The sequence below is a fragment of the Roseibium sp. RP-7 genome (genome assembly GCF_053005225.1).
Genome location: NZ_JBRKQA010000003.1, coordinates 635,353 through 656,829 on the forward strand (window position 1 = coordinate 635,353; position 21,477 = coordinate 656,829).

The 21,477-nt window shown below is 61.0% G+C and carries 16 protein-coding genes; 12 read left to right on the forward strand and 4 right to left on the reverse strand.

Annotated elements, in window-relative coordinates; translation table 11 throughout:
• Nucleotides 1-4 precede the first annotated feature (4 nt).
• A complete protein-coding gene (locus ACVDG9_RS25850; RefSeq protein ID WP_023002384.1) occupies nt 5-733 on the reverse strand; it encodes a Tim44/TimA family putative adaptor protein in 729 nt (242 codons plus the stop codon).
• A 238-nt stretch (nt 734-971) separates the two neighbouring features.
• On the opposite strand from ACVDG9_RS25850, the gene ACVDG9_RS25855 reads away from it, so the two are divergent.
• The 3 genes from ACVDG9_RS25855 (at nt 972) to polA (ending at nt 5,679) form a co-directional block, all read left to right on the forward strand.
• Nucleotides 972-1,484, forward strand: coding sequence for an FxsA family protein (locus ACVDG9_RS25855; RefSeq protein WP_075283209.1), 513 nt, complete (start codon nt 972-974; stop codon nt 1,482-1,484).
• Between the two features lie 117 nt (nt 1,485-1,601).
• On the forward strand, nt 1,602-2,633 hold the full coding sequence (locus ACVDG9_RS25860; protein ID WP_055660334.1) for an acyltransferase family protein: 1,032 nt from the start codon (nt 1,602-1,604) through the stop codon (nt 2,631-2,633).
• A 55-nt stretch (nt 2,634-2,688) separates the two neighbouring features.
• On the forward strand, nt 2,689-5,679 hold the full coding sequence (polA, locus tag ACVDG9_RS25865) for a DNA polymerase I (protein ID WP_447239324.1): 2,991 nt from the start codon (nt 2,689-2,691) through the stop codon (nt 5,677-5,679).
• Nucleotides 5,680-5,812: 133 nt separating this feature from the next.
• Here the strand turns inward: polA and ACVDG9_RS25870 are convergent, their stop codons facing one another.
• Together ACVDG9_RS25870 and ACVDG9_RS25875 are read right to left on the reverse strand one after the other, a co-directional pair.
• Complete coding sequence (locus ACVDG9_RS25870) at nt 5,813-6,952, reverse strand: PepSY-associated TM helix domain-containing protein (RefSeq protein WP_447239325.1); 1,140 nt, start codon at nt 6,950-6,952, stop codon at nt 5,813-5,815.
• Between the two features lie 342 nt (nt 6,953-7,294).
• Entirely contained in the window at nt 7,295-8,266 is a 972-nt protein-coding gene (locus tag ACVDG9_RS25875) for an NAD(P)H-dependent flavin oxidoreductase (protein WP_447239326.1), read from the reverse strand.
• A gap of 75 nt (nt 8,267-8,341) precedes the next feature.
• Between ACVDG9_RS25875 and ACVDG9_RS25880 the strand changes: the two genes are divergently transcribed.
• Entirely contained in the window at nt 8,342-9,181 is an 840-nt protein-coding gene (locus ACVDG9_RS25880; protein ID WP_447239327.1) for a LysR family transcriptional regulator, read from the forward strand.
• A 12-nt stretch (nt 9,182-9,193) separates the two neighbouring features.
• Here the strand turns inward: ACVDG9_RS25880 and ACVDG9_RS25885 are convergent, their stop codons facing one another.
• Nucleotides 9,194-10,102 carry a LysR family transcriptional regulator gene (locus ACVDG9_RS25885; RefSeq protein WP_023002376.1) on the reverse strand — a complete coding sequence of 303 codons (909 nt, stop codon included), beginning with the start codon at nt 10,100-10,102 and terminating at the stop codon, nt 9,194-9,196.
• Nucleotides 10,103-10,264: 162 nt separating this feature from the next.
• On the opposite strand from ACVDG9_RS25885, the gene ACVDG9_RS25890 reads away from it, so the two are divergent.
• The 8 genes from ACVDG9_RS25890 (at nt 10,265) to ACVDG9_RS25925 (ending at nt 21,434) form a co-directional block, all read left to right on the forward strand.
• Nucleotides 10,265-11,305 carry a hypothetical protein gene (locus tag ACVDG9_RS25890; protein ID WP_447239328.1) on the forward strand — a complete coding sequence of 347 codons (1,041 nt, stop codon included), beginning with the start codon at nt 10,265-10,267 and terminating at the stop codon, nt 11,303-11,305.
• A gap of 7 nt (nt 11,306-11,312) precedes the next feature.
• Nucleotides 11,313-12,461 carry an MFS transporter gene (locus tag ACVDG9_RS25895; RefSeq protein WP_447239329.1) on the forward strand — a complete coding sequence of 383 codons (1,149 nt, stop codon included), beginning with the start codon at nt 11,313-11,315 and terminating at the stop codon, nt 12,459-12,461.
• An 82-nt stretch (nt 12,462-12,543) separates the two neighbouring features.
• Nucleotides 12,544-12,804 carry a hypothetical protein gene (locus ACVDG9_RS25900; protein WP_023002373.1) on the forward strand — a complete coding sequence of 87 codons (261 nt, stop codon included), beginning with the start codon at nt 12,544-12,546 and terminating at the stop codon, nt 12,802-12,804.
• An 88-nt stretch (nt 12,805-12,892) separates the two neighbouring features.
• Entirely contained in the window at nt 12,893-14,419 is a 1,527-nt protein-coding gene (locus tag ACVDG9_RS25905; RefSeq protein ID WP_055660350.1) for a YifB family Mg chelatase-like AAA ATPase, read from the forward strand.
• A 39-nt stretch (nt 14,420-14,458) separates the two neighbouring features.
• Entirely contained in the window at nt 14,459-15,583 is a 1,125-nt protein-coding gene (locus tag ACVDG9_RS25910) for an NAD(P)/FAD-dependent oxidoreductase (RefSeq protein WP_447239330.1), read from the forward strand.
• Between the two features lie 98 nt (nt 15,584-15,681).
• Complete coding sequence (locus ACVDG9_RS25915; protein ID WP_447239331.1) at nt 15,682-16,605, forward strand: ABC transporter substrate-binding protein; 924 nt, start codon at nt 15,682-15,684, stop codon at nt 16,603-16,605.
• A 288-nt stretch (nt 16,606-16,893) separates the two neighbouring features.
• Complete coding sequence (locus ACVDG9_RS25920) at nt 16,894-19,353, forward strand: c-type cytochrome (RefSeq protein WP_447239332.1); 2,460 nt, start codon at nt 16,894-16,896, stop codon at nt 19,351-19,353.
• Nucleotides 19,350-21,434 (forward strand): peroxidase family protein, encoded by a 2,085-nt coding sequence (locus ACVDG9_RS25925; protein WP_447239333.1) that lies wholly within the window; start codon nt 19,350-19,352, stop codon nt 21,432-21,434. Before ACVDG9_RS25920 ends, ACVDG9_RS25925 begins: the two co-directional genes overlap by 4 nt.
• The last annotated feature ends 43 nt before the right edge of the window (nt 21,435-21,477 follow it).

A 21,477-nucleotide genomic window follows, 5' to 3' on the forward strand; every position in this document is an offset into this window, starting at 1 on the left:
GTGATTACTCTGCGGATTCGGTCGCGACCAGCTTCCAGTTCGGATCGCGGGACGTGGTGTCCCGGGCGAAGGTCCAGATGTCGATCACTTCGCTTACCTTGGCCGGATCGCCGTCGACCACTTCACCGGCCTTGTCGCGCGTGGCGGAAATCAGCTGGCTGTGGATCTTCACGGTTACCTGGGCGGTCGAATTCTTCAGTGCAGCTTCGACGATTTCTGCCTTGTCGATGCCGACAAAGGTCGATTCGATGGTCTCGCCACGCTTTTCGCGATCGTCGATTGCCGTGACGAAGCCTTCATAGACTTCGCGGGACAGAAGGTTCTTCAGTGCTTTCTTGTCGCCGTCCGCAAAAGCCATCACGATCATCTCGTAGGCCGCGCGTGCGCCTTCCAGGAAGGGTTCCGGCTCGAAGCTGCGGTCAACGGACAGAATCTGTTTCAGGGCACTGTTCAATGCGGAGCCCGCCGGGGCAACCTTGTCGATCACGACGTCGCCACCACGACCGCTTTCCTCGACCGGCTCGGCCTCCAGCGTGGTCTGGTTCGGCATCGGGATGACATTGTCCTGATCGTTGCCGTTTTTGCGTTCACGCGGCTGATCGGGCTTGGAATAGGGGTCGAATGGCGGGCGCTCATTGCCGGTGCGTTTGCCCAGCACCGATCGCAGTCTGAACAGAATGAAAACCGCAAGTCCCATCAGGAGGAGGTTCAACGGGTCAAAAATCTCGTTCATCGTAACTTCCGGTTACCCTTTTTGAGGCCCTAGAGCCGCCTGCTCTAACTGCCAGGTGAGCGCAGCCTCGTACGCAAGGCCTGTCTGCTTCCTATTTAGGGGGTCCTTGAACCAGCATCCAGACCCAAGAGCAAGACTGAATCTTTGCATTCATAGCCATTTCGTGACTGCCTGCTCGCATTTTTGCGAGTGAATGTCTACCTTAGGTCCGAATAGCTTATCAGACGATGGAGCTCCCGTGGGACTTTATATCATTGCCGCAATTCTTCTTCTGCCCCTGATCGAGATTGCGATGTTCATCTGGGTGGGAGGCTTGATCGGTGTGTTCCCGACAATCCTGCTGACGGTGATCACCGCGTTGGCCGGGACAGTGATGCTGCGCCAGCAGGGCCTGTCACTGCTGATGCGCATGCAAACGGAGCTGGATGCCGGCCGCACACCCGGAAACGAGGTGATGCAGGGTGCAATGATCGTTCTTGCCAGCATTCTGCTGCTGATCCCGGGTTTCGTCACGGATGCCATCGGCCTGCTCCTGTTCATACCGCCGGTGCGCGAAGCGCTGGCGCGGTTTATCATTGCCCGATCGAACGTCGTTATCGTCGATGGCGGCGGTGGTATGCGCCGGCCGGATGACGGCGTCGTGGATCTGGACGAAGGCGACTGGAGCGAAAAAAACAGCGGCACGGGTGGTGGCTCCGGCCAGCCGAAGCTCAGCCCCTGGCAGGATGGCTCGGATAACGCGAAGCCCTGATTTCCCAAACGCTCACTAAAACGTGACTGCTGTGTATGCGTATAATTTACCAGTCAAGGTTATGTCTGCCCTGAATTGGACCAGAAACCGGACTGAAGCGGAGCAGGCAGCGGTAGAATGAGCGCCAGCCGTGTAGATTGGGTGGATACCGCCAAGGGCATCTGCATCATCTTCGTCGTGATGATGCATTCGGTGCTCGGCGTGGAAGCCGCCGCTGGCCAGACAGGCTGGATGCATGTGGTCGTCGCCTTTGCAGCCCCCTTCCGCATGCCGGATTTTTTCCTGATCTCCGGCCTGTTCCTGTCGAACGTCATTACCCGCGACTGGAAACTCTATCTTGATCGCAAGGTCGTCCACTTTGCCTACTTTTATGTGCTGTGGATGACGATCCAGTTTCTGGTGAAGGCGCCCGTCTTCATCGAGGAAACCAGCGTTCGCGCAACGGTGGAACTCTATTTCCTGAGTTTCATCGAGCCCTTCGGTACCTTGTGGTTCATCTACATGCTGCCGGTCTTCTTCGTCGTGTCGAAGGTCGCCCACGACAAGGGTGTGCCGTGGCAACTGGTTCTGGCCGTCGGCGCACTTCTGCAGATCGCGCCGATCCACACCGGCTGGCTGCTGGTCGATGAATTCGCGGCCCGTTTCGTTTTCTTCTATGCCGGCTTCGTTTTTGCTCCGCAGATCTTCGCCCTGGCCGACTGGGCGCGCGAGCGGATCGGGATCAGTCTCGCGTGTCTTCTGGTCTGGGGCCTGGTGAACGGCACGCTGGTCTATGCCGGCTGGGCGCATCTGCCGGTCATTGCCCTTGTTCTTGGCGCGGCCGGTGCAGGTGCCATCATCCTCACCAGCGCGTTGATCGTGAAATGGGGCCGGCTCGGTTTCCTTCAGCATTTCGGCGAAAACTCGATCGTCATCTATCTCGCCTTCTTCTTCCCCATGGGCGTGACGCGGGTGATTCTGCTGAAGCTGGGCATCCTTGATATCGGCACAACGTCGTTGATCGTGACGCTGGTGGCGTCGGTCAGTCCGATGATCCTGTTCTGGCTGATCCGCCGCACGAACATCGGCTGGTTCCTGTTCCGCAGGCCCGCCTGGGCCTATCTCAGCGGAACCTTTGGCGGGAAACGTCAGGCACAGGCAGCTGAGTGATCGGCAAGCTTGGAATTTTTAACTTTAGGACTTTTCTCCAGAACAGGCTGCGGGCATGATCCGCGCCATGTCGACGCAAAGCACCTCCTCCGCCCTCACCGCCGATGACCATCTCATCCTGGTCGACGGGTCCACGTTCATTTTTCGCGCCTATCACGCGCTGCCACCGCTGACGCGCAAGCCGGACGGGCTTCCTGTCGGGGCGGTTTCTGGCTTCTGCAACATGCTGTGGAAGCTGCTGCAGGAAGGCCTGACACCGGAGGAAGGCGACGAGCCCACCCATTTCGCGGTGATTTTCGACCATTCCGCGCAGACGTTCCGGAACGAGATTTATCCGGAATACAAGGCCCACCGGCCGGACCCGCCGGAAGATCTGGTGCCGCAGTTCGGCCTTATCCGCGAAGCGACACGCGCCTTTTCGGTTCACTGCATCGAGCAGGAAGGCTTCGAGGCGGACGACCTGATCGCGACCTATGCCCGTGAGGCTGCCGAACAGGGTGCGCGCGTCACCATCGTTTCAGGCGACAAGGACCTGATGCAGCTGATCGGCCCGAAGGTGGGCATGATCGACACCATGAAGAACAAGACCTTCGGCGAAGCCGAGGTGTTCGAGAAATTCGGCGTCGGTCCCGACAAGGTCATCGAGGTGCAATCGCTGGCGGGCGACAGCGTCGATAACGTGCCCGGCGTGCCGGGTATCGGCCTGAAGACCGCGGCCCTCTTGATCAACGAATTTGGCGATCTGGAAACGCTGCTCGCCAAGGCCGACACGATCAAACAGAACAAGCGCCGGGAAAACCTGATCGAATTTGCCGATCAGGCGCGAATTTCCAGGCAGCTCGTCACTCTCAAGCAGGATGTGCCGGTCAAGGTGCCGGTGGGCGAATTGTCGGTTACCGATGTTGACGGACCCAAGGCGCTCGGCTTCCTGAAGGCGATGGGGTTCACCACCCTCACCCGGCGCGTTGCGGATGTGACCGGTGCCGATCTGGATACGGTCGATGCATCGGACCTCAAGGTTCCGGGATGGGATGTTCCGGACGACAAGGGCCGGATGATGGAGCGCGCAGCCGGCAGTGACAGCGCAGGTTCGGAAGCTGCAAAAACCCCGGGCGACGCCGATCCGGACAATTCCGGCCTTCTGGTACCGCAGACGGTTGCCGATGCACGCGCCCAGACGATCCGGGCGATCCCGGTCGACAGCAGCGCCTATGAAACCGTCACCAGCCTCGACCGCTTGAAGGAATGGTGCGACGCAGCCTTTGAAAAGGGCTACGTCGCCTTCGACACCGAAACGACATCGCTGGACGCCATGCAGGCAGAGCTTGTCGGTGTTTCGCTGTCCACCGAGCCCGGCAAGGCCTGTTATGTGCCGCTTGGCCACGTCGACGGCGAGGGTGATCTTCTTGGCGGTGGCGGTCTTGTCGAAGGCCAGATCCCGCTGCAAGATGCGCTGGAAGTGCTGAAGCCGATGCTGGAGGACCGTTCGGTTCTCAAGATCGCGCAGAACCTCAAGTACGACTGGCTGGTGATGACACGGTACGGTGTCGACATCACGCCTTACGACGACACGATGCTGCTGTCCTACACGGTCGATGCCGGCAAGGGCGGCAACGGCATGGACGAACTGTCCGAGCGCTGGCTCGATCACAAGCCGATCCCGTTCAAGGAAATCTGCGGCTCCGGCAAGTCGATGATCACCTTCGACAAGGTCGCCATCGACAAGGCAACCGCCTATGCGGCGGAAGACGCCGATGTGACGCTTCGTCTCTGGCTGATCCTGAAGCCGAGGCTCGCTTCCGAGCATATGGCAACCGCCTACGAGACGCTGGAGCGGCCGATGGTGCCGGTGCTTGCGCGCATGGAAAAGCGGGGCATCTCCGTTGACCGGCAGATGCTGTCGCGTCTTTCGGGTGAATTCGCGCAAGGCATGGCGGGCAAGGAGGCCGAGATTTACGAGCTGGCCGGTGAAAGCTTCAACATCGGTTCGCCCAAGCAGCTTGGTGATATCCTGTTCGGCAAGATGGGTCTTCCCGGCGGCAAGAAGACAAAGACCGGCGCCTGGTCGACCTCGGCGCAGGTTCTGGAAGATCTGGCCGCGGAAGGGCACGAACTGCCGTCGCGGATCGTCTCCTGGCGCCAGCTCTCCAAGCTGAAATCCACCTACACCGACGCCCTGCCCGGTTACATCAATCCGGAAACGGGGCGTGTGCACACATCCTACGCGCTGGCGGCAACCACCACCGGGCGCCTGTCCTCGTCGGAACCGAACCTGCAGAACATTCCGGTCCGGACCGAGGAAGGCCGCAAGATCCGCAAGGCCTTCATCGCCGAAAAGGGTCACAAGCTGATCTCGGCCGACTACAGCCAGATCGAGCTGCGCGTCCTGGCGCATATGGCCGATATCCCTCAGTTGAAGAAGGCGTTCGATGACGGGCTGGACATTCACGCCATGACGGCAAGCGAAATGTTCGGCACGCCGATAGAAGGCATGGATCCGATGGTCCGCCGCCGGGCGAAGGCGATCAACTTCGGCATCATCTACGGCATTTCGGCATTCGGCCTCGCCAACCAGCTCGGCATCTCGCGCGGCGAAGCGGGCGACTATATCAAGACCTATTTCGAGCGTTTCCCGGGCATCAAGGACTACATGGAAGCGACCAAGAAGCAGGTTCATGCGAACGGCTACGTGACCACGATCTTCGGCCGCAAGGCGCACTATCCGGAAGTGAACACCAAGAACCCGAACATGCGTGCCTTCTATGAACGCGCCGCCATCAACGCCCCGATCCAGGGGTCTGCCGCGGATATCCTGCGCCGGGCGATGGTGCGTATGGAAAACCGGCTGGAAGGCTCAAAGCTGGATGCGCAGATGCTGCTGCAGGTGCATGACGAACTGATCTTCGAAGTGCCGGACGCGCAGGTGGAAGCAACCATTCCGGTGATCAGGGACGTGATGGAAAACGCCTGCGATCCGGCGCTGAAACTTTCCGTGCCGCTTCAGGTCGACGCCCGCGCCGCCGATAATTGGGACGAAGCGCATTAGAGCGCATTGTGTTTAAGCTGAAAAAATCCTGCATCGCTTTTTGCGTTGAAATCTCTGATTTCAGACTGCAAAAAGCGATGCCGACAAAACGCGATTTACTCTGGGTGGTTCAGTCCCGACAAGAGAGCAGGCCTCAGGCCTGCTGAGCACGGCGCCGGAACAGCGGCTGGATCAGCCGGCGATAGGCAAGCGCAAAGCCTGTGTAGAAGAGAAACACCGACGCCAGCGAGGCAAGCCCCGCGAGCGTTTGGCCGATGAAGCCATAGACCTCGCCGGTGTGCAGAAATCTCAGGAAGACCCTGGCGCGCCGGCCTGCCGGCTGGTCTTCAGCGCCACTGACGCCCAGCACCTCACCAGAAACCCTGGAGACCGTATAGGTCGTCTGGCGGGAAAGCTGGGTGCCGTTGCCTGTATCGACGGTCATCACCACGCGTGCAGCCTGTCCGTTGGGCAATTTGACCGAAAGTGTCTGCCAGTCCGGTTGGGCTTGTTTCAGCGTGTCGGCAATGGCCTGCAGGCTGACGGCTTCACCCTGAGCGCGGTTCTGACCCTGGCGTTCTTCACCGGCAGCCTGGCCGGTTGCTGCGGGCGAAACCGGCCCGAAGACGGCGGCCACCATGTTGCTGGCCCAAGGATAGGAAATGACGACGCCGGAGACCACCACCGCAAATAGCGGTACGAGCGACCAGATACCGAACACATGGTGCCAGTTGTAGTCGCGGGCCTTCGCGGTCGGCAGGTTTCTGCGGAAGAGAAGGTTCAGCTTGACGATCCGCCAGGTCCATTTCTTCGGCCACCAGAGATAAATTCCGGACACCAGAATGAACAGGAAGCCGAGATTGGCAGCACCGGTCACGGCCCGCCCAAGGCTGCGGCTTTCACCTGTAAGGGCAAACCAGCGGTGCAGCGCGGTCACCGTGCCAAAGAAGGATTTTGTGACCTCCGCGGCATTGTCGATCCGCTCTCCGGTATAAGGGTTGAGCAAATGGTTCTCGCGGCGGCTGACCGAAAGTGTGGCCGGGGCGCCGTCCTGCCTCGGCAGGACCAGCGAATTGCCGGGTTGGCCGCCGTTGGCCAGAACGGCAGTTGCCAGTTCATCGACAGAGAGGAGCTGCGCATCGGCCGGTTTTTCGACTGCGCGGCTTTCCATGTAGGAGATGATCTGGCGCTCGTAGGTCAGGACCACGCCGGTGGCTGACATCAGAAGGATAACGAGACCAAAGGCGACCCCGACGACGAGATGTGCCCAGAAAATGATGCGTTTGAAAGACATGGTGCTGCTGCCCGTTTCAGACCGGATTTGACGGTTGCCGGGTCCTCCTCCACCGGCTTCAACAGGCCTAAGCCGAAGATCTCGCTGCGTCAAAGGCAACAGCAGGGTGTTTGGCCGAGAATTTGTAACCAGTTGTCGCCACCGCGAAGAACCGGGCGCCAAGTGATTTCCGTCAGCAGCTCAAAAGCCCAGGGTTTCCGGGGGTCCACATCAGGTCCCGGTGCCAAAACCCTCAGGAGTGTCCCAAGCCGCATACAATTTGCCGCACCACCGGCTGGACGGAAAAGGCCGCGATAGTGACGGGAGCGGGTGACAGGGAGGTTTTGAGGACGCGGTGCGAATTCACCCGATGACGAAATCCGGCGCGCGAGCAAGAAGCGCTGCCGCCTCTCGAACAGTGGTCTCGACAATCCTTGCCGCCGGTTGAACGGTTTTCACAAGATCGAGGGATTCTCCGGCAATCAGGGCGCGAACGGAATAGTCGTCCGGATCAGCAGCCTCATAGATTTTCTGGATCTTGTGAGCCGCGCCGGACAAACCTGCAGGGTCTTCCAGCCAGGGGCGGGAAAACGCATTTTGGACAACCCGCCCTGTGAATTGCGACGGCCAGTCAAGTCCGCGAGCAACATCGAACACACTGGACCGGGCCGTGTCGTCCCCGTGCGCCTTGGTCAGGGCAACCTTGGCCTTCTCCGATCCGTTCGCCTCGACGCTTGCCCAGAAACGGGTTCCCATCATGACACCGTCCGCGCCCAGCATGAGGGCTGCTGCCAGTCCGCGCCCGTCCGCAAGCCCGCCGGCCGCCAACACGATTGACTCCTTGCCGGCGGCATCGCGAACCGCAGGAAGAAGGGCGGACAGGCCGCGGTCCATGCCGTGACCGCCGCCTTCCTGGCCTTGGGCGACGAGGACGTCCGTTCTGGCCTTCAGGGCCTGTTCGGCCTGGTCCAGTCGTTGCACCTGCCAGATTGTGGGAATACCGCGCTCCCTGGCGGCCTTTACGATCGGTTCCGCGTCACCGAAGGAAACGAACAGGGCCGCCGGATTGCGGTCGAGGATCCGATCCACGAGGGCCGGTTTTTTCAGAAGGCTCCAGGTGATGACACCAAGACCGACCCGCTGGTCGCCGGCCGCATCGAAGGCAGCGTCGATCCAGTCCAGGTCGCCGTAACCGGCGCCGATAATACCGAAGCCACCGGCGCGGCTGACTTCAGCGGCCAGACGACCGTCCGAAATCCGGTCCATCGGCGCCAGCACGACCGGATGGGAAACGGCAAAGCGGCGGGTAAAGGGCGTGTCGAGCAGCTGTTTCATGCAGACACGCTGCCATGAAAATCATTTCAGGAAAAATGATTGAAGAAGGAATTTGATATCATTAATTTGGATAGTATGGACATCGTGCTTTTGAAAACACTGATGGCAGTCGCCGAGACAGGCTCCTTTTCGGGGGCTGCCCAGGCCTTGAATTGCGTGCAGTCGAACGTCACCTCCCGAATTCGGCGTCTTGAGGAACAATTCGGCCAGAAGGTCTTCCAGCGCAGCAAGGCCGGGGCCCGGCTGACGGAATTCGGTGAACAGGTTCATGCGCGCGCGATCGTGCTTCTGCAACAATTTGCGGCGGCCGAGCGCGATCTTCTGGAAGCTGCCGGGGCAGGTGCGCCGCTCAGGCTCGGCTCCATGGAAACAACGGCAGCCGTTCGCCTGCCCGCTCTTCTCAAACGTCTGAGAGACAAAAGCACAGCACCGCTTTCCCTGACGACCGGCCCGACCGCAGACCTGCTGTCAAAGGTGTGGGATCAGAAGATCGATGCCGCCTTTGTCGCCGGGCCTGTCGACAACGCCAGGTTTCAGGCGGTTCGCGCCTTCAGTGAACAGCTTGTCTGCACCAGTGGTCCCGCCACTTCGGAGCAGGGCCCGCTGTTGGCCTTTCGCCATGGCTGCAGCTACAGGGCGGCGGCGCAGGCGTGGCTCGGCAGTATCGGCAAGAGCGACAGGGAAGTAACGGAAATGGGCACGCTGGAAGGAATTCTGGGCTGTGTGGAGGCCGGTCTCGGGTTCACGGTTGCTCCGGAAAGCGCCGTCCTGGGCTTTCGCAATGCCGACCAGTTGACGACGACCCCGCTCCCGCCGCCTTTTGGCGAAACCGTCACCTATTTTGTCTGGCGCGTCGACCGCAAACCGGTCGACGCGCACAGGAAGCTGCTGGAAATCCTGGCAGAACGGGCCTGAGTCTTCAGGCCGTCAGACCACCCGCAAATCCGGCTGTATCTTGCCCGCCAGCGCCGAGCGCGGCGCGATGGCGTTCTGCAGGAGGTCGTTGAGATGCTCTTCCAGGTAGTCGACGATGGGCGATTGCGTTGTCGACTGGGTGTAGATCGCGAGCTGTGTTGCCGGAAGCTTCGGAAAGCCATCTTGCTCCTTCAGGATCTTGAAGCCTTCCAGAATGGCTCCCGACGGCAGGCAGCAAAGGCCTGCACCCGACAGAACGGCTACCTGGGCGGCGGCGACGCTGGTGGTGGTGATGCGCTCGTACCACTGCCGTCCGGCGCGGGCGAGCGAACCGAAGGAGATTTCCCGGAAAGGGCAGGGTTCGGGAAACATGATCAATGGCAGCGGATCGGTTAGCGGGCAGTTGTCGCCAACCGCCCAGTGCAGCGGTTCCTCGAAAATCTCGACCGGCATCTGCTTGGTAGACGAGACAAGGGCTATTGCGAGGTTGATTTCGTTGTTGGACAGCATTTCGTGCAGTGTGGCGCTGTCGGCGACCGTCATCTCAAGTTTCACGTTGGGGTGAATGCGCACGAAATTGCAGAAGATCGATTGCAGCTGGCCGGTCGCATACCATTCTGGCAGGCCGACATGCACCGTGCCGGTCAGTTCCGGCGCAGACAGGCGCAACCTGGCTTCCTCGTGTGAGCGCAGGATTTCCGTGGCGTGTTGATAAAGGATACGCCCGGCGGGCGTGAGGTTCATTGTGCGCGCGCTGCGCTCGATCAGCGGTTTGCCGACCCGTTCCTCCAGACGCCGCAGCTGAGTGCTGACGCAGGGTTGTGTGCGGTTCAACCGAGATCCCGCATGTGTGACGTTGCCTGCTTCTGCAACAGCCACAAAGGCTTCCAGCAACTCGATATTAAAACGGCCTATGGTCATGTCCCTGCCTCCGTTTTAGCGCAAGACGACCTATGCGGTTTTCCGCCGGTCCAGCGCCACACAAGCATAACGTTCCATTATGGGGCGCTTCAATTATAAATTTAAGGGTCGGTAAAAAATCCCGTAATCCGAGAGTCTCTTTTGTCAAAACAGGTATCCGCCATGACTTTAGCGCTTTCCTATGGCCAGCCGGAGCATGGGCCAGATCACCAGACGACCGGCCCCCTTTCGCTGCAACAAAGAGTTCACAGGGCAATTGCCTGCCACACGGAATTCAGTCTCGATACGATCCTGACCCAGGACAACCGGGTGAAATACACAAACGAAGGCAGTTCGGAGACCGCAACCGGGCCTCTGGACGAGGTGTTTCAGCTGATGCGCCAGCTGAACGAGACCGGTATCGCATCGGACACGCTTGGCCGAATTCATGAAGACGGCACGTCTTTTCGTGCGGCGCTGGAAGAAAGCTGCGGGCGGATTGCAACCGAGCTTGCAGGCAAGCGGCTGGTGTATGTCGAACTGGGGCCGGAGCCGGTCAAGACCGGGTTCATTCTCAAGACACTGCAAGGCCTGGGCGTCATCATAGATCGTTATATCGCCGTCGACATCAACCCGATGTCGGCTGCGCCGATGCGGGCAGCCCTCGCGGCGATCCTGCCGGACACGCCACTTGAGTTTGTCACCGCACCTTTCGAGGCCTGCCGCCTGGAAGACATGATCGAAGACGGTGCGCCGCCCGCCCTCGTGACAATGCTCGGTTTTCAGGAAGGCAATGACGATCCGGCAGTGGTCAACGGCTGGCTGCGGGACATCACCCGGCCAGGAGACCTGCTGCTGTCCGAAAGCCAGCTCTACACCATCGAACAGACCGACAAGATCTCCGGTTTTTACGCCCACCCGGCCATGCAGCGGTTTTCGCGCATCGCGTTCGAACGGGCGGTGGACCGCAGTTTGCCGACGCTGAATCGCTTCTTTTTGCTGCCTGTCGTGTTCGAAGATGGTCAGAGTGCGCAAGTGGCCATTCTGGCCGAAGAATTCGCGCATTCAATCAGCGGAAGAAACTTGCATGTTTCCAACTTCTGCCTGAAACTCACGCGCGATCAGTATCGCTCGTACCGGCAGGAGGGTGGCCATTTCGAAATATTCGGCGAGAGCTACACGGATGACCAGACACTTCACTTCCAGCTCTCCCGCCGGGTTTGAGATGACCTTGGCACAGACCCGCGGTCTTACTGCCGCGGGCCTGGCCATCGTCGCTGTCACCTACGGACTGGCACGCTATTGTTTTGGCCTGTTCCTGCCGGAAATCCGTCAGGAATTCGCGCTGTCGCCGGAAACGGTCGGCCTGATCGCCGGTCTGTCCTATCTGGGCTATCTGGCGGCGACTTTCGTCGGTTCCTGGCTGTCGACGGTGTTCGAACCGCGCTTGCCGATCCTGCTCGGCGGCCTCGCCGCCACCGCAGGCATGGCTATGATCGCCTTGGCACAGACGCCGTTCATACTGGCGCTTGGCGTCTTCGTTGCAGGAGCAAGCCCGGGCCTTTCCTATCCGCCCTTTTCCGATGTCATCGTGCGTCATACGGAACTCAGCCGGCAGAACAGCGTCTATGCCTGGATCAACTCCGGCACCGGTTTCGGCGTTGCCTTTGCCGGGCCGCTGGCTCTCTTCGCCGGTGGTGACTGGCGGCTCGCCTGGCTGGTTTTCGCGGTTATCGCCTTCAGTGTAACGATCTGGAACGCAGCCACCTTGCCCCGGCGCAGCGTGCATCTGGAACATGCCCGTCCCAGGGTGTCCGTCTGGATCCTTATGGATCGGACAGCGCGCGGACTGTTTGTCGCGGCATTTCTTTTCGGCATCGTCACCGCCGTCTACTGGACCTATGCCGTCGAACTCCTGACCATGCTGACGGGCAATCCACGAGACGCAATCCTGTTCTGGATCGTGTTGGGCATTTCGGGCGTTACCGGCTGCTTCGCCGGTGGTCTTGTCGATCGCTGGGGTTTGCAGGCTGCCTATCGTGTCCTGGCGGTTCTGGTCGGGACCGCAATCGGCACTCTGCCGCTGCTGGTGGAAACAAGGCTCGGGATCTACGTGTCAGCGGCTTGTTTCGGCGTCGGTTTCATCGTGATGACCGCCCTTTTCGGCATGTGGAGCATGAGGCTGTTCCGGCAGGCACCGTCCATCGGGTTCGGCTTTACCTTCTTCCTGATTTCCCTGGGGCAGGGGGTCGGACCCGTGCTGAGCGGCTTTCTCATTCCGGTTGTCGGCCATTCGGCACTTTTCTTCGCAGCCGGGCTTCTGTGCTGCGGCCTGGCGGGCTTTGCGGCCGGAAAGCAGACCGAAGGGGTCAGACCATAACAGCGGGTTATGGTGGCCAACGCCCACATAACCGCTATGTGCTGGCCTTTCCCGGAAATTGCAAGCATGTTGGCAGCACGCTATGATTGATGAACAGAATGCGATTGGATCGATGATACTCACCGCTGCCAACACCGCCGGGGCCAAGCTCGACATGGAGCTATGTCGGGCCCTCTATGAAAAAGACCCGGACCGGCTCCTTGAACTTGTGTCCGACTGGCTGGAAACCAACGGTTTGCAGCCGAGTGAAGACTTTAAGGTGCCCGCTTATCTCGATGCAGTTCTGACCCGTGCCAACTTCACTGTTGCCAGCGGAAGCAAGCTGCGCGTGCTGGTCTCCTGACCGGACTGACCCCGTCTGTTCCATATTTGTTCTTGCGTCTTTTATCGACATATGCTTCGTTGACCTGCATCTGTAAGTAGAGGTGAATATGGTCAGCCGGATCACGACGGTCGCGTTTCGGGGCATCGAGGCAGTTCCGGTAGACGTGCAGGTGCATGTCGGGCCGGGCATGGTTGCCTTCACCATCGTCGGCCTGCCGGACAAGGCCGTTGCAGAAAGTCGGGAACGAGTTCGTGCGGCGCTTGCCGCTTCAGGCCTGGCCCTGCCGGCCAAACGCGTCACAGTCAATCTCGCCCCTGCCGACCTGCCCAAGGAAGGCTCGCATTACGATCTGCCGATTGCGCTGGGCGTTATGGCCGCCATCGGCGCCATACCGGCTGAATTTCTGGAAAGATACGTTGTTCTGGGCGAGCTTGGTCTCGACGGCACGCTTGCGCCTGTTGCCGGTGTCCTGCCGGCCGCCATGGGCGCCAACGGCATCGGCAAGGGCCTCATCTGCCCGGAAGCCAGCGGCGGCGAGGCTGCCTGGGCCGACGCAGACATGGACATTCTCGCGCCTCGCTCGCTGATCCAGCTCGCCAATCACTTCAAGGGAACACAGGTGCTCTCCCGGCCGGTGGCCCGGCTGCGCGGCAATGCCGGTGTGCTGCCGGACCTTGCGGAGGTCAAGGGACAGGAAAGCGCCAGACGGGCGCTGGAGATCGCCGCTGCCGGCGGGCACAACCTTCTGATGACCGGTCCTCCCGGCTCCGGCAAATCCATGCTGGCGCAGCGCCTGCCGTCCATCCTGCCGGCCCTGACCCCGCGCGAGCTTCTGGAAGTGTCCATGATCGCCTCGCTCGCGGGCGAGCTTGCCGAAGGCAAATTGACTGATCGACGTCCCTTCCGCGCGCCGCATCACTCCGCTTCCATGGCCGCCCTTGTCGGTGGCGGGATGCGCGCCCGGCCCGGTGAGGTCTCGCTCGCCCATAACGGAGTGTTATTCCTCGACGAGCTTCCCGAGTTCAATCCGCAGGTTCTCGACAGTCTGCGCCAGCCGCTGGAATCGGGCGAAGCGGTAATTGCCCGCGCAAACCACCGGGTCACCTATCCGGCCCGCATCCAGCTTGTGGCGGCCATGAACCCCTGCCGCTGCGGCCATGCGGGCGAGCCGGGTCACCAGTGCCGCCGGGGCGAGCGCTGCGTCACCGACTATCAGGCCCGGGTGTCCGGACCGCTGCTTGACCGGATCGACGTCAGGATCGAGGTTCCGGCCGTTACGGCGGCAGACCTGATCGGCCCTGCAGCCAGTGAACCGTCCGCCGTCGTGGCTGCTCGGGTTGCTGAAGCGCGCAGCATCCAGGCAGCGCGCTTCCTGGAACTTGGCCTTGCCTGCCGCACAAATGCCCAGGCACCTGCATCGATTGTCGAAACCATGACACGGCCAGATGACAAGGGGCTCGCTTTCCTGCGCGATGTTGCCGAGCGTCTTGCCCTGAGCGCACGCGGATATCACCGCGTCCTCAAACTCGCCCGCACGCTGGCCGATCTGGACGGTGCGGATCAGGTTGGCCGCATTCACCTGGCGGAGGCCTTGAGTTACCGCGGCGAAGACATGTCCCGCAAGGCGGCGTGAAAGCGTTGATCGTGAGACCGCGAGGGATTGTCTGACGCAATGACAGCAGACGTCATCATCATCGGCGGCGGTGTTGCCGGGCTGAGCGCGGCCTGTTTTCTGTCCGAGTTTGCGCAAGTGACGCTTCTGGAGCGCGAGCCGGGGCTGGCAACGCAGTCTTCAGCCCGCACGGCAGGGCAATTCACGGCCGGCATTTCCGCCAACACCATGCGCGCACTGGCCGCGGCAAGTCGTTCGTGCTTTCAGGCGCCGCCGCCGGGATTTTGCGAGCAGACGCTTGTCGTGCCCCGCGGCTGCCTGACGGTTGGGCGTGAGGAGCATCGGCCTGTTCTGGAGAAGCTGATGGCAAGGCTGCAGGAGGCCGGGTCGGACTGCCGGTTTGTCGACAGACAAGAGGCTTTGGCCCTGTTTCCGGCCCTCCGGCCGGAACGGGTTCATGCGGGTGTTTTCGAAGCAGATGCGATGGATATCGATGTCGATCTGCTGCTTCAATCCTATCGCAAGGCGGCGGCTGCCAATGGCGCTCGCTTCGTCTGCAAGGCGGAAGTCACTTCCATCCGGCGGATTGCCGACACATGGCAGGTGACGGCCGGAGACCGGACGGTGTCGGCGCCCGTTCTGGTCAATGCGGCCGGGGCCTGGGCGGACCGGGTTGCGGATCTTGCCGGTGTCCCGGCGCTTGGCCTCAAGGCCTTTCGCCGTTCGGCCTTCACGTTTCCGCTTCACCGTCAGGACGCCGGTGTCTGGCCACATGTCACGACGGCCGATTACACCTGGTACGTCCATCCGCAGCCGCACGGCTTCACGGCTTCACCGGCAGAGGCTGATCCAGTTTCTCCGGGAGAGGTTTATGCAGATGACCTTCGCCTTGCAGAGGCGATCCATCATATCGGCATCGACACCGAGCTGGCCGTGCCGCGTCCATCCGCAAGCTGGGCAGGACTGCGCACGTTTGCGCCTGACCGAAACCCGGTCTGCGGCGGATTTCCCGATCATCCGGCTTATTTTGTCAGCGCAGGCCAGGGCGGATGCGGGGTTCTGACATCCCCGGCGATGGGCAGGTCACTGGCGGCCCTTGTTGCCGGCCGGGACCTGCCGGGTGATCTGTCCGCCTGCGGTATCACACTGGACCAGCTTGCACCCGGACGGTTCCTGCAGGCCTGAGCTTCTTCATTTGACAAAGACGGCAATTTCCAGGAAAAAATTCCTCAAGCCAGTCGGGGTTCGGCAAGCCAGATAACCTGTAATGCCGGAGATACCCCTTGCGTTTTCTGTCCAGCCTTTGTTTTTGCGCAGCCCTGTTGCCAACCTTGTTGCCCGGCGCCTTGTCCGCTGCCGAGATTACCCATGCCATGGGCACCACCGAGGTGCCGGACACTCCGCAGAAGATTGTCGTTCTCACCAACGAAGGCACCGAGGCAATGCTCATGCTGGGCAAGACGCCTGTTGGGGCTGCGTCATCCTGGTATGGCGATCCCTGGTACCCGCATCTGGGCGACCGGATGGCCGGAGTTGAAGTTGTGGGGACGGAGCTTGCGGTCAACCTGGAACGGCTGGCCATGCTCGAGCCGGATCTGATCCTCGGCAGCAAGAAGCGGCACGAGGAAATCTATCCTCAGCTCTCCGCCATTGCGCCCACGGTGTTTGTGGTCAATGCCACGGATTTCAAGGACAACATGAAGCTCTATGCCAGCTCGGTCGGCATGGAAGCGCAAGGCGAAGCGCTTGTCAGTGCCTATGAGGCCGACGTTGCCCGGTTGCGCGCCGCCCTCGGCGAGAATGCCGGGGACACGGTTTCCGTCGTCCGTTTCGTGCCCGGCCAGCTTTACGTTTATCGCCATGACAGTTTCTCCGGTGTTGTGCTGAACGACATCGGTTTCAAGCGGCCCGAGGTACAGGCGCAGGACGGTCTGGCTCTTGCCGTCGGCAAGGAAAGCATCCCGAACATGGAAGCCGACCGGATGTTCTACCTGACATATGACACCGGCAATGGAGAGGGCACGGCCCTGGAGGGCGAGACGCTGAAAGACCCTCTCTGGGCCAATCTGGAAGTCGTCAAGGCGGGAAACGCCCACAAGGTCGATGACGGTGTCTGGGCAACGTCGCAGGGTATTCTTGCAGCCCGCGCAATGCTTCAGGACATCGCCCGGATCTACGGGACGGATGTCGACCTCAGTTCCAACTGAACTCCTTTGAGGCAACAGGGCCCGGATCAAATGTTTTGACCCGGGCCACCTTGTCATCCCGAGCGTCTGGCACGGAGCAGAAATGATTGCCGGAACGAAGAAATACAACCCGGTGACCAAATCAGGTTGTATTTCAAAAGGATGCCGTCACACCACCGTGACGGACAACGGCCGGAAACCTTCCCTTCCCTGAAAATAAAAGCTAGCCTTACGTAAGGTAATTAAACGCATCGGCAGTTGAAGAGCCGGACCATGCGTTTGACCCACCAACGCGAGAGGGCGGGCTGAATGGCCTCGAGAGAACCGGCACGGTCGGGCAAATCGGAAACCGGTGGAGACGCGGGGCTGATCGACAGCATCGCCCGTACCAATGCCGAGGCCATTTGCACGGTTCCCGGTCTGGCGCGACGCCCACAGCACCCGAAACATCACGGCTGTGTCCGCGCCCGCTTCAGTATCGGCGAAGTGCCGGAGGACTTGCGTCACGGTCTCTTCGCCTTGCCGGGCACATATGACGCCCTTGTCCGGTTTTCCAACGGCCGCCAACTGGATGACCGGAAGCGGGATGCCCACGGCATGGCCATCAAGGTGCTGGGCATCGACAGGGAGTGGCTGTCGGCTGAAAACCCGGACGGCAGGGTGCAGGACTTCATTCTCGTCGACCATGAAACCTTTTTCACCGGTGACCTGGGCGACTACGACGACATCAACACCCTGGTGCTGAAACGCGGTCTTGCCCGCCTGAAGCCCCTGTCCCGGCTTCTGTTCACCGGCTTCTATCTCTTTGGCAGGATCCGGGCCTTTGTCTCTCATCGCCCGGTGTCTCCGCTTGCAAGCCGATACTTCAGCACCACGCCTTATCGGCTTGGCGATCTTCTGGTGAAATATACCGCAACGCCAAGGCCGGTGCCGGTGGATCCGCCTGAGGTCCGGTCCGCACGCGATCAACTGGCCGTCGCGCTGAGGGAAACCCTGATCCGTTGCCCGGTCACTTTTGAATTCGGCGTCGATGTGCAGATAGATCCGGCCACGCAGCCGGTTGATGACCTGTCGATTGCCTGGTCGAGGGCGCCGGGCGCGCGTCACGAAAAGCTGGCGACGCTGGAAATCTTTCAGCAGGACGTCGATCAACACGCCCCACTGGCGGAGAACATCGCCTTTTCACCCTGGAACAGCCTGCCGGCGCACGAGCCCGTCGGCGCCATCAACCTTGCCCGGCGACAAGCCTACGAGAGTGCCGCTTGCAAGCGGCATGAAGTCAATGGCGTTGTTCCACCCGTCTTTGCCGGCATTCCGGAAAGCTACAAGATGCAACAACCCTCCGTATCGCCCAGAAACGACGGCATGCCGCTTTGGTTGGCGATTGTCGCGGCGCTGCTGCTGATCGCCTGCCTGGTCCTGGAAGGCAAGCGCCTCACAATCAAGCCGGGTCCGCCACAAACCTTTGACAATCCGGTCGCCGAATTCAAATACGGTTCCATCGGCGCCGAATGGGACGGTTTCCCTTATATGGTCTGGCGCGAACTGCCGGCAATTTTCAAGGACGAGCTGCCCGAAGGCTGGCGCACATTCGGCTTCATCGAGGAACCGGGACAGGAGCTTCCGATCGGCTTCAGCATCCGGCGCGTCGGTGTGCCGAGGGTCGGTTTCAATTGCGCCACCTGCCACAGCGCGGAAGTCACCGCAGGCGGCAACACCATGTTGTTGCTGGGTGCACCTGCGGAAAAGCTCGATATCCAGTCCTACATCCTGTTCCTTGGCTACGTTGCCGCCAGTGACAAGCTGACGGCGGATGCGGTGATTGAAAGCGCCGCGCAGGCCGGCAGACCTCTGGGCCCAATCGACCGTCTTCTGGTGCGCACCATTCTGGTGCCTGGCATCAAGGACCAGGCCGATGGACTGGCGACCGCTTTCAGCTGGATGAAGGTGAAACCGCAGCATGGCCCCGGGCGCACGGACGCGGGCAACAACTGGCGCGCGCGCTGGGGCTATGGCCCGGAAAAGGACGAGGCTGTCGGAACGGTCGACTTTCCCTCGGTCTGGAACCAGGGCATCCGCGAGGGCGGCTGGTTCCACTGGGACGGCAACAACAATTCGCTGATCGAGCGCAACTATTCCGCCGCCCTTGCCGGCGGCGCCAAGGAATGGCTGCTGCAACGCGGGCTGATCGATGCCCAGGCGGAATGGCTGCGGGACCTGCCGCCGCCGGCCTACCCCTTGCCAGTCAATGCTGACATGGCAGCAGACGGCGCCGCGATATACGAAAGGGAAGGCTGCGGCACCTGTCATGACCCAGGAGGCAAGAGCTTCGGGCAGGTCACGCCGCTTTCGGACCTTCAGACAGACCCGGCACGATCTGACCTCTTCGACGAAGCCTTCGTCAGCCGCTTCGGCGATGTCGGCAAGGGGTACACCTGGCGGTTCTCGCACTACCGGGCAACGGACGGCTATGCAAACACGCCGCTGGACGCCATCTGGGCACGCGGGCCCTATCTCCACAATGGTTCCGTGCCGACGCTTCGGGCGCTTTTGTCACCGCCGGAAGACCGTCCGGCGACCTTCTATCGCGGCTGCACGGATTTCGATCCGGTGGACGTCGGCTTTGCCTGCGAAAGTGGCTTCCTGTTCGACACGCAGCTGACCGGCAACGGCAACGGTGGACATCTTTACGGCACCGGTCTTCCGGACGGCGAGAAATCCGCACTGATCGAATATCTCAAATCCAAGCAATATGCGGGGCGGTCATGAGGCTTAGCGCATCCTTCAAGGGAACGTTTCTCGACATCATCTGCCTGCTCGTTGGGACGATCATGGCCTATCGCGGCGTCGAGGAATTCTTCCGCTACGATTTCGATCCGATACATATGGTCCTCGGGCTGGCGCTGGGGGCCGGCGCCTATGCCAACTGGCTTATGTTCCGGCGACTGCGCATCGGTTACTGGATCTTCATCGGCGGCAATGTGGTCGTCGCCTTTGTGTTCATATTCGTGCTGCAGGATGTCTGGCACCACCACGTCTGGCCGCATATCCTCTATGCCCTGGTGTTCGTGCCGTTTCTGGATCAGCTCGGCGTCCGCTCTGAACGGGACGTCCTGCGGGACCCGCCGCTCCACAAGCGGATCCTCGGTTTCATTGGCGGCCAGGCACTGAAACTGGCCGAGGCCTTTCCCGCCCTCGTCCGGCTGGTCAAGCGTTGCGGTCCGCTCAGCCGGGTGATCAACCGTCTTGTCATCAACGGCATCTCGAACGCGCCACCCGGTCGTCCGCTCCCGCTCTCCCTCTGGACGCCGCATGACCCGGAAACGCATCTGGAAATGGTTGCGGGCCCAAAGGATCCGGAAAAGACCACCAGCACCTTCGCCAGCTGGCCGGGTCTGGTTGACCGCCGCTACACCGGCCGGCACCTGCCACCCGTCGATCAGGATTTTGTCGATGCCCTGCCGGAAGTGCCGAGGGTGGCGGAACTTTACCGGCGCAAGGCGATGGTCGAGAGCGACACCAGCACGCTGTTCTGCTTCTTTGCCCAGTGGTTCACCGACAGTTTCCTGCGCACTCATCCGCTGAACAAACGGCTGAACACCTCGAACCACGAAATCGATCTTTGCCAGATCTATGGTCTTGGCGAGGAAACCACCTCGTTTTTACGGGACGGCGCTTTTCTGAAGTCCCGGCAGACGTCCGTCGGCGAGCTGCCGCCGCTGCTCGCGGGCCCGGATCTGGCAGTCAAAGCCGAGTTTGCCGGCATTCATTTCATGCCCATGTGGGCAACGACCTTCCTGGGGGCCGATCCGGAATGGGGCGCGGCGAAAAAACTTCGGGAACTCCTGGCTGGTATCGGGGATTGGGCCGTCACGCCGGAGCGCTGGAAATGCCACTATGCGGCCGGCCTGGAACGGGCCAATTCCACGATCCTCTACAGCGCGCTCAACACGATCTTCCTGCGCGAGCACAATCGTCTCGCGCGCGAGATCGGCAAACGGAACCCGCACTTCGGTCCGGACCGCGTCTTCGAAACGGCCCGCAACATCAACATCGTCAAGCTGCTCAAGGTCATTATCGAGGACTATATCAACCACCTTGCCAATTCGCCGTTCAAGATCTTCGTGGAGCCTGGCGATGCGGACAAGCGCCTGTGGTACCGCACCAACCGGATCTCGCTGGAATTCGACTTGCTTTACCGCTGGCATGCCATGGTTCCGGATCGGCTCCTGTTCCAGGGCGAGGTACTGGAAAACGAGAATTTCCGCTTCAACAACACGATCATCGAAAAACACGGGGTCGAGGCGGTCATCGATGCGGCGGCGAGCCAGCGGGCAGGCAAGCTGACCCTTCACAACACCCCGTTCTTCCTGCAAGGCGCGGAAGAGCGCACGCTGGCATTTGCCCGCAGGTTCCGGCTCGCCCCCTTCAACGCCTACCGCGCCTCCTGGAAGCTGCGTCCGTACGACAGTTTCCTGGAACTGACCGGAGGCGACGCCGGTCTGGCGGGAGAGCTGGAGGCGCTTTATCCCGACTGGAACGGCGTGCGCGGCATCGATCGGGTCGATCTTCCCATCGGACTGCTGGCAGAAGACCAGATGCGGGCGCGCCCCCTGCCGCCCCTGCTTCTGGCCATGGTCGGGTCCGACGCCTTCTCCCAGGCACTCACCAACCCGCTTCTGGCAAAGAATATCTTCGGTCCGGAGGTCTTCACCGAGTATGGCATGACGGAAATCGAGGCGACCTCCACCTTCCAGAACATTGTCGATCTCAACGTTGCCGCCAACGCCAGAAGGCCGAACGCGAATTTCACCATCAACAAGGACACGCTTCTGACCTGGCCAGGCTGATATTCCTGGCCGGGCTTCCCCGCTGCACAAGCTTTACGAACGC

What these genes read in the sequence shown, in the direction of transcription:
- ACVDG9_RS25925 (WP_447239333.1), top strand. Translation starts at nt 19,350, where the DNA reads ATGAGGCTTAGCGCATCCTTCAAGGGAACGTTTCTCGACATCATCTGC.
- ACVDG9_RS25890 (WP_447239328.1), top strand. Translation starts at nt 10,265, where the DNA reads ATGACTTTAGCGCTTTCCTATGGCCAGCCGGAGCATGGGCCAGATCAC.
- polA (WP_447239324.1), top strand. Translation starts at nt 2,689, where the DNA reads ATGATCCGCGCCATGTCGACGCAAAGCACCTCCTCCGCCCTCACCGCC.
- ACVDG9_RS25880 (WP_447239327.1), top strand. Translation starts at nt 8,342, where the DNA reads ATGGACATCGTGCTTTTGAAAACACTGATGGCAGTCGCCGAGACAGGC.
- ACVDG9_RS25905 (WP_055660350.1), top strand. Translation starts at nt 12,893, where the DNA reads ATGGTCAGCCGGATCACGACGGTCGCGTTTCGGGGCATCGAGGCAGTT.
- ACVDG9_RS25860 (WP_055660334.1), top strand. Translation starts at nt 1,602, where the DNA reads ATGAGCGCCAGCCGTGTAGATTGGGTGGATACCGCCAAGGGCATCTGC.
- ACVDG9_RS25900 (WP_023002373.1), top strand. Translation starts at nt 12,544, where the DNA reads ATGATTGATGAACAGAATGCGATTGGATCGATGATACTCACCGCTGCC.
- ACVDG9_RS25875 (WP_447239326.1), bottom strand. Translation starts at nt 8,266, where the DNA reads ATGAAACAGCTGCTCGACACGCCCTTTACCCGCCGCTTTGCCGTTTCC.
- ACVDG9_RS25870 (WP_447239325.1), bottom strand. Translation starts at nt 6,952, where the DNA reads ATGTCTTTCAAACGCATCATTTTCTGGGCACATCTCGTCGTCGGGGTC.
- ACVDG9_RS25850 (WP_023002384.1), bottom strand. Translation starts at nt 733, where the DNA reads ATGAACGAGATTTTTGACCCGTTGAACCTCCTCCTGATGGGACTTGCG.
- ACVDG9_RS25885 (WP_023002376.1), bottom strand. Translation starts at nt 10,102, where the DNA reads ATGACCATAGGCCGTTTTAATATCGAGTTGCTGGAAGCCTTTGTGGCT.
- ACVDG9_RS25920 (WP_447239332.1), top strand. Translation starts at nt 16,894, where the DNA reads ATGGCCTCGAGAGAACCGGCACGGTCGGGCAAATCGGAAACCGGTGGA.
- ACVDG9_RS25910 (WP_447239330.1), top strand. Translation starts at nt 14,459, where the DNA reads ATGACAGCAGACGTCATCATCATCGGCGGCGGTGTTGCCGGGCTGAGC.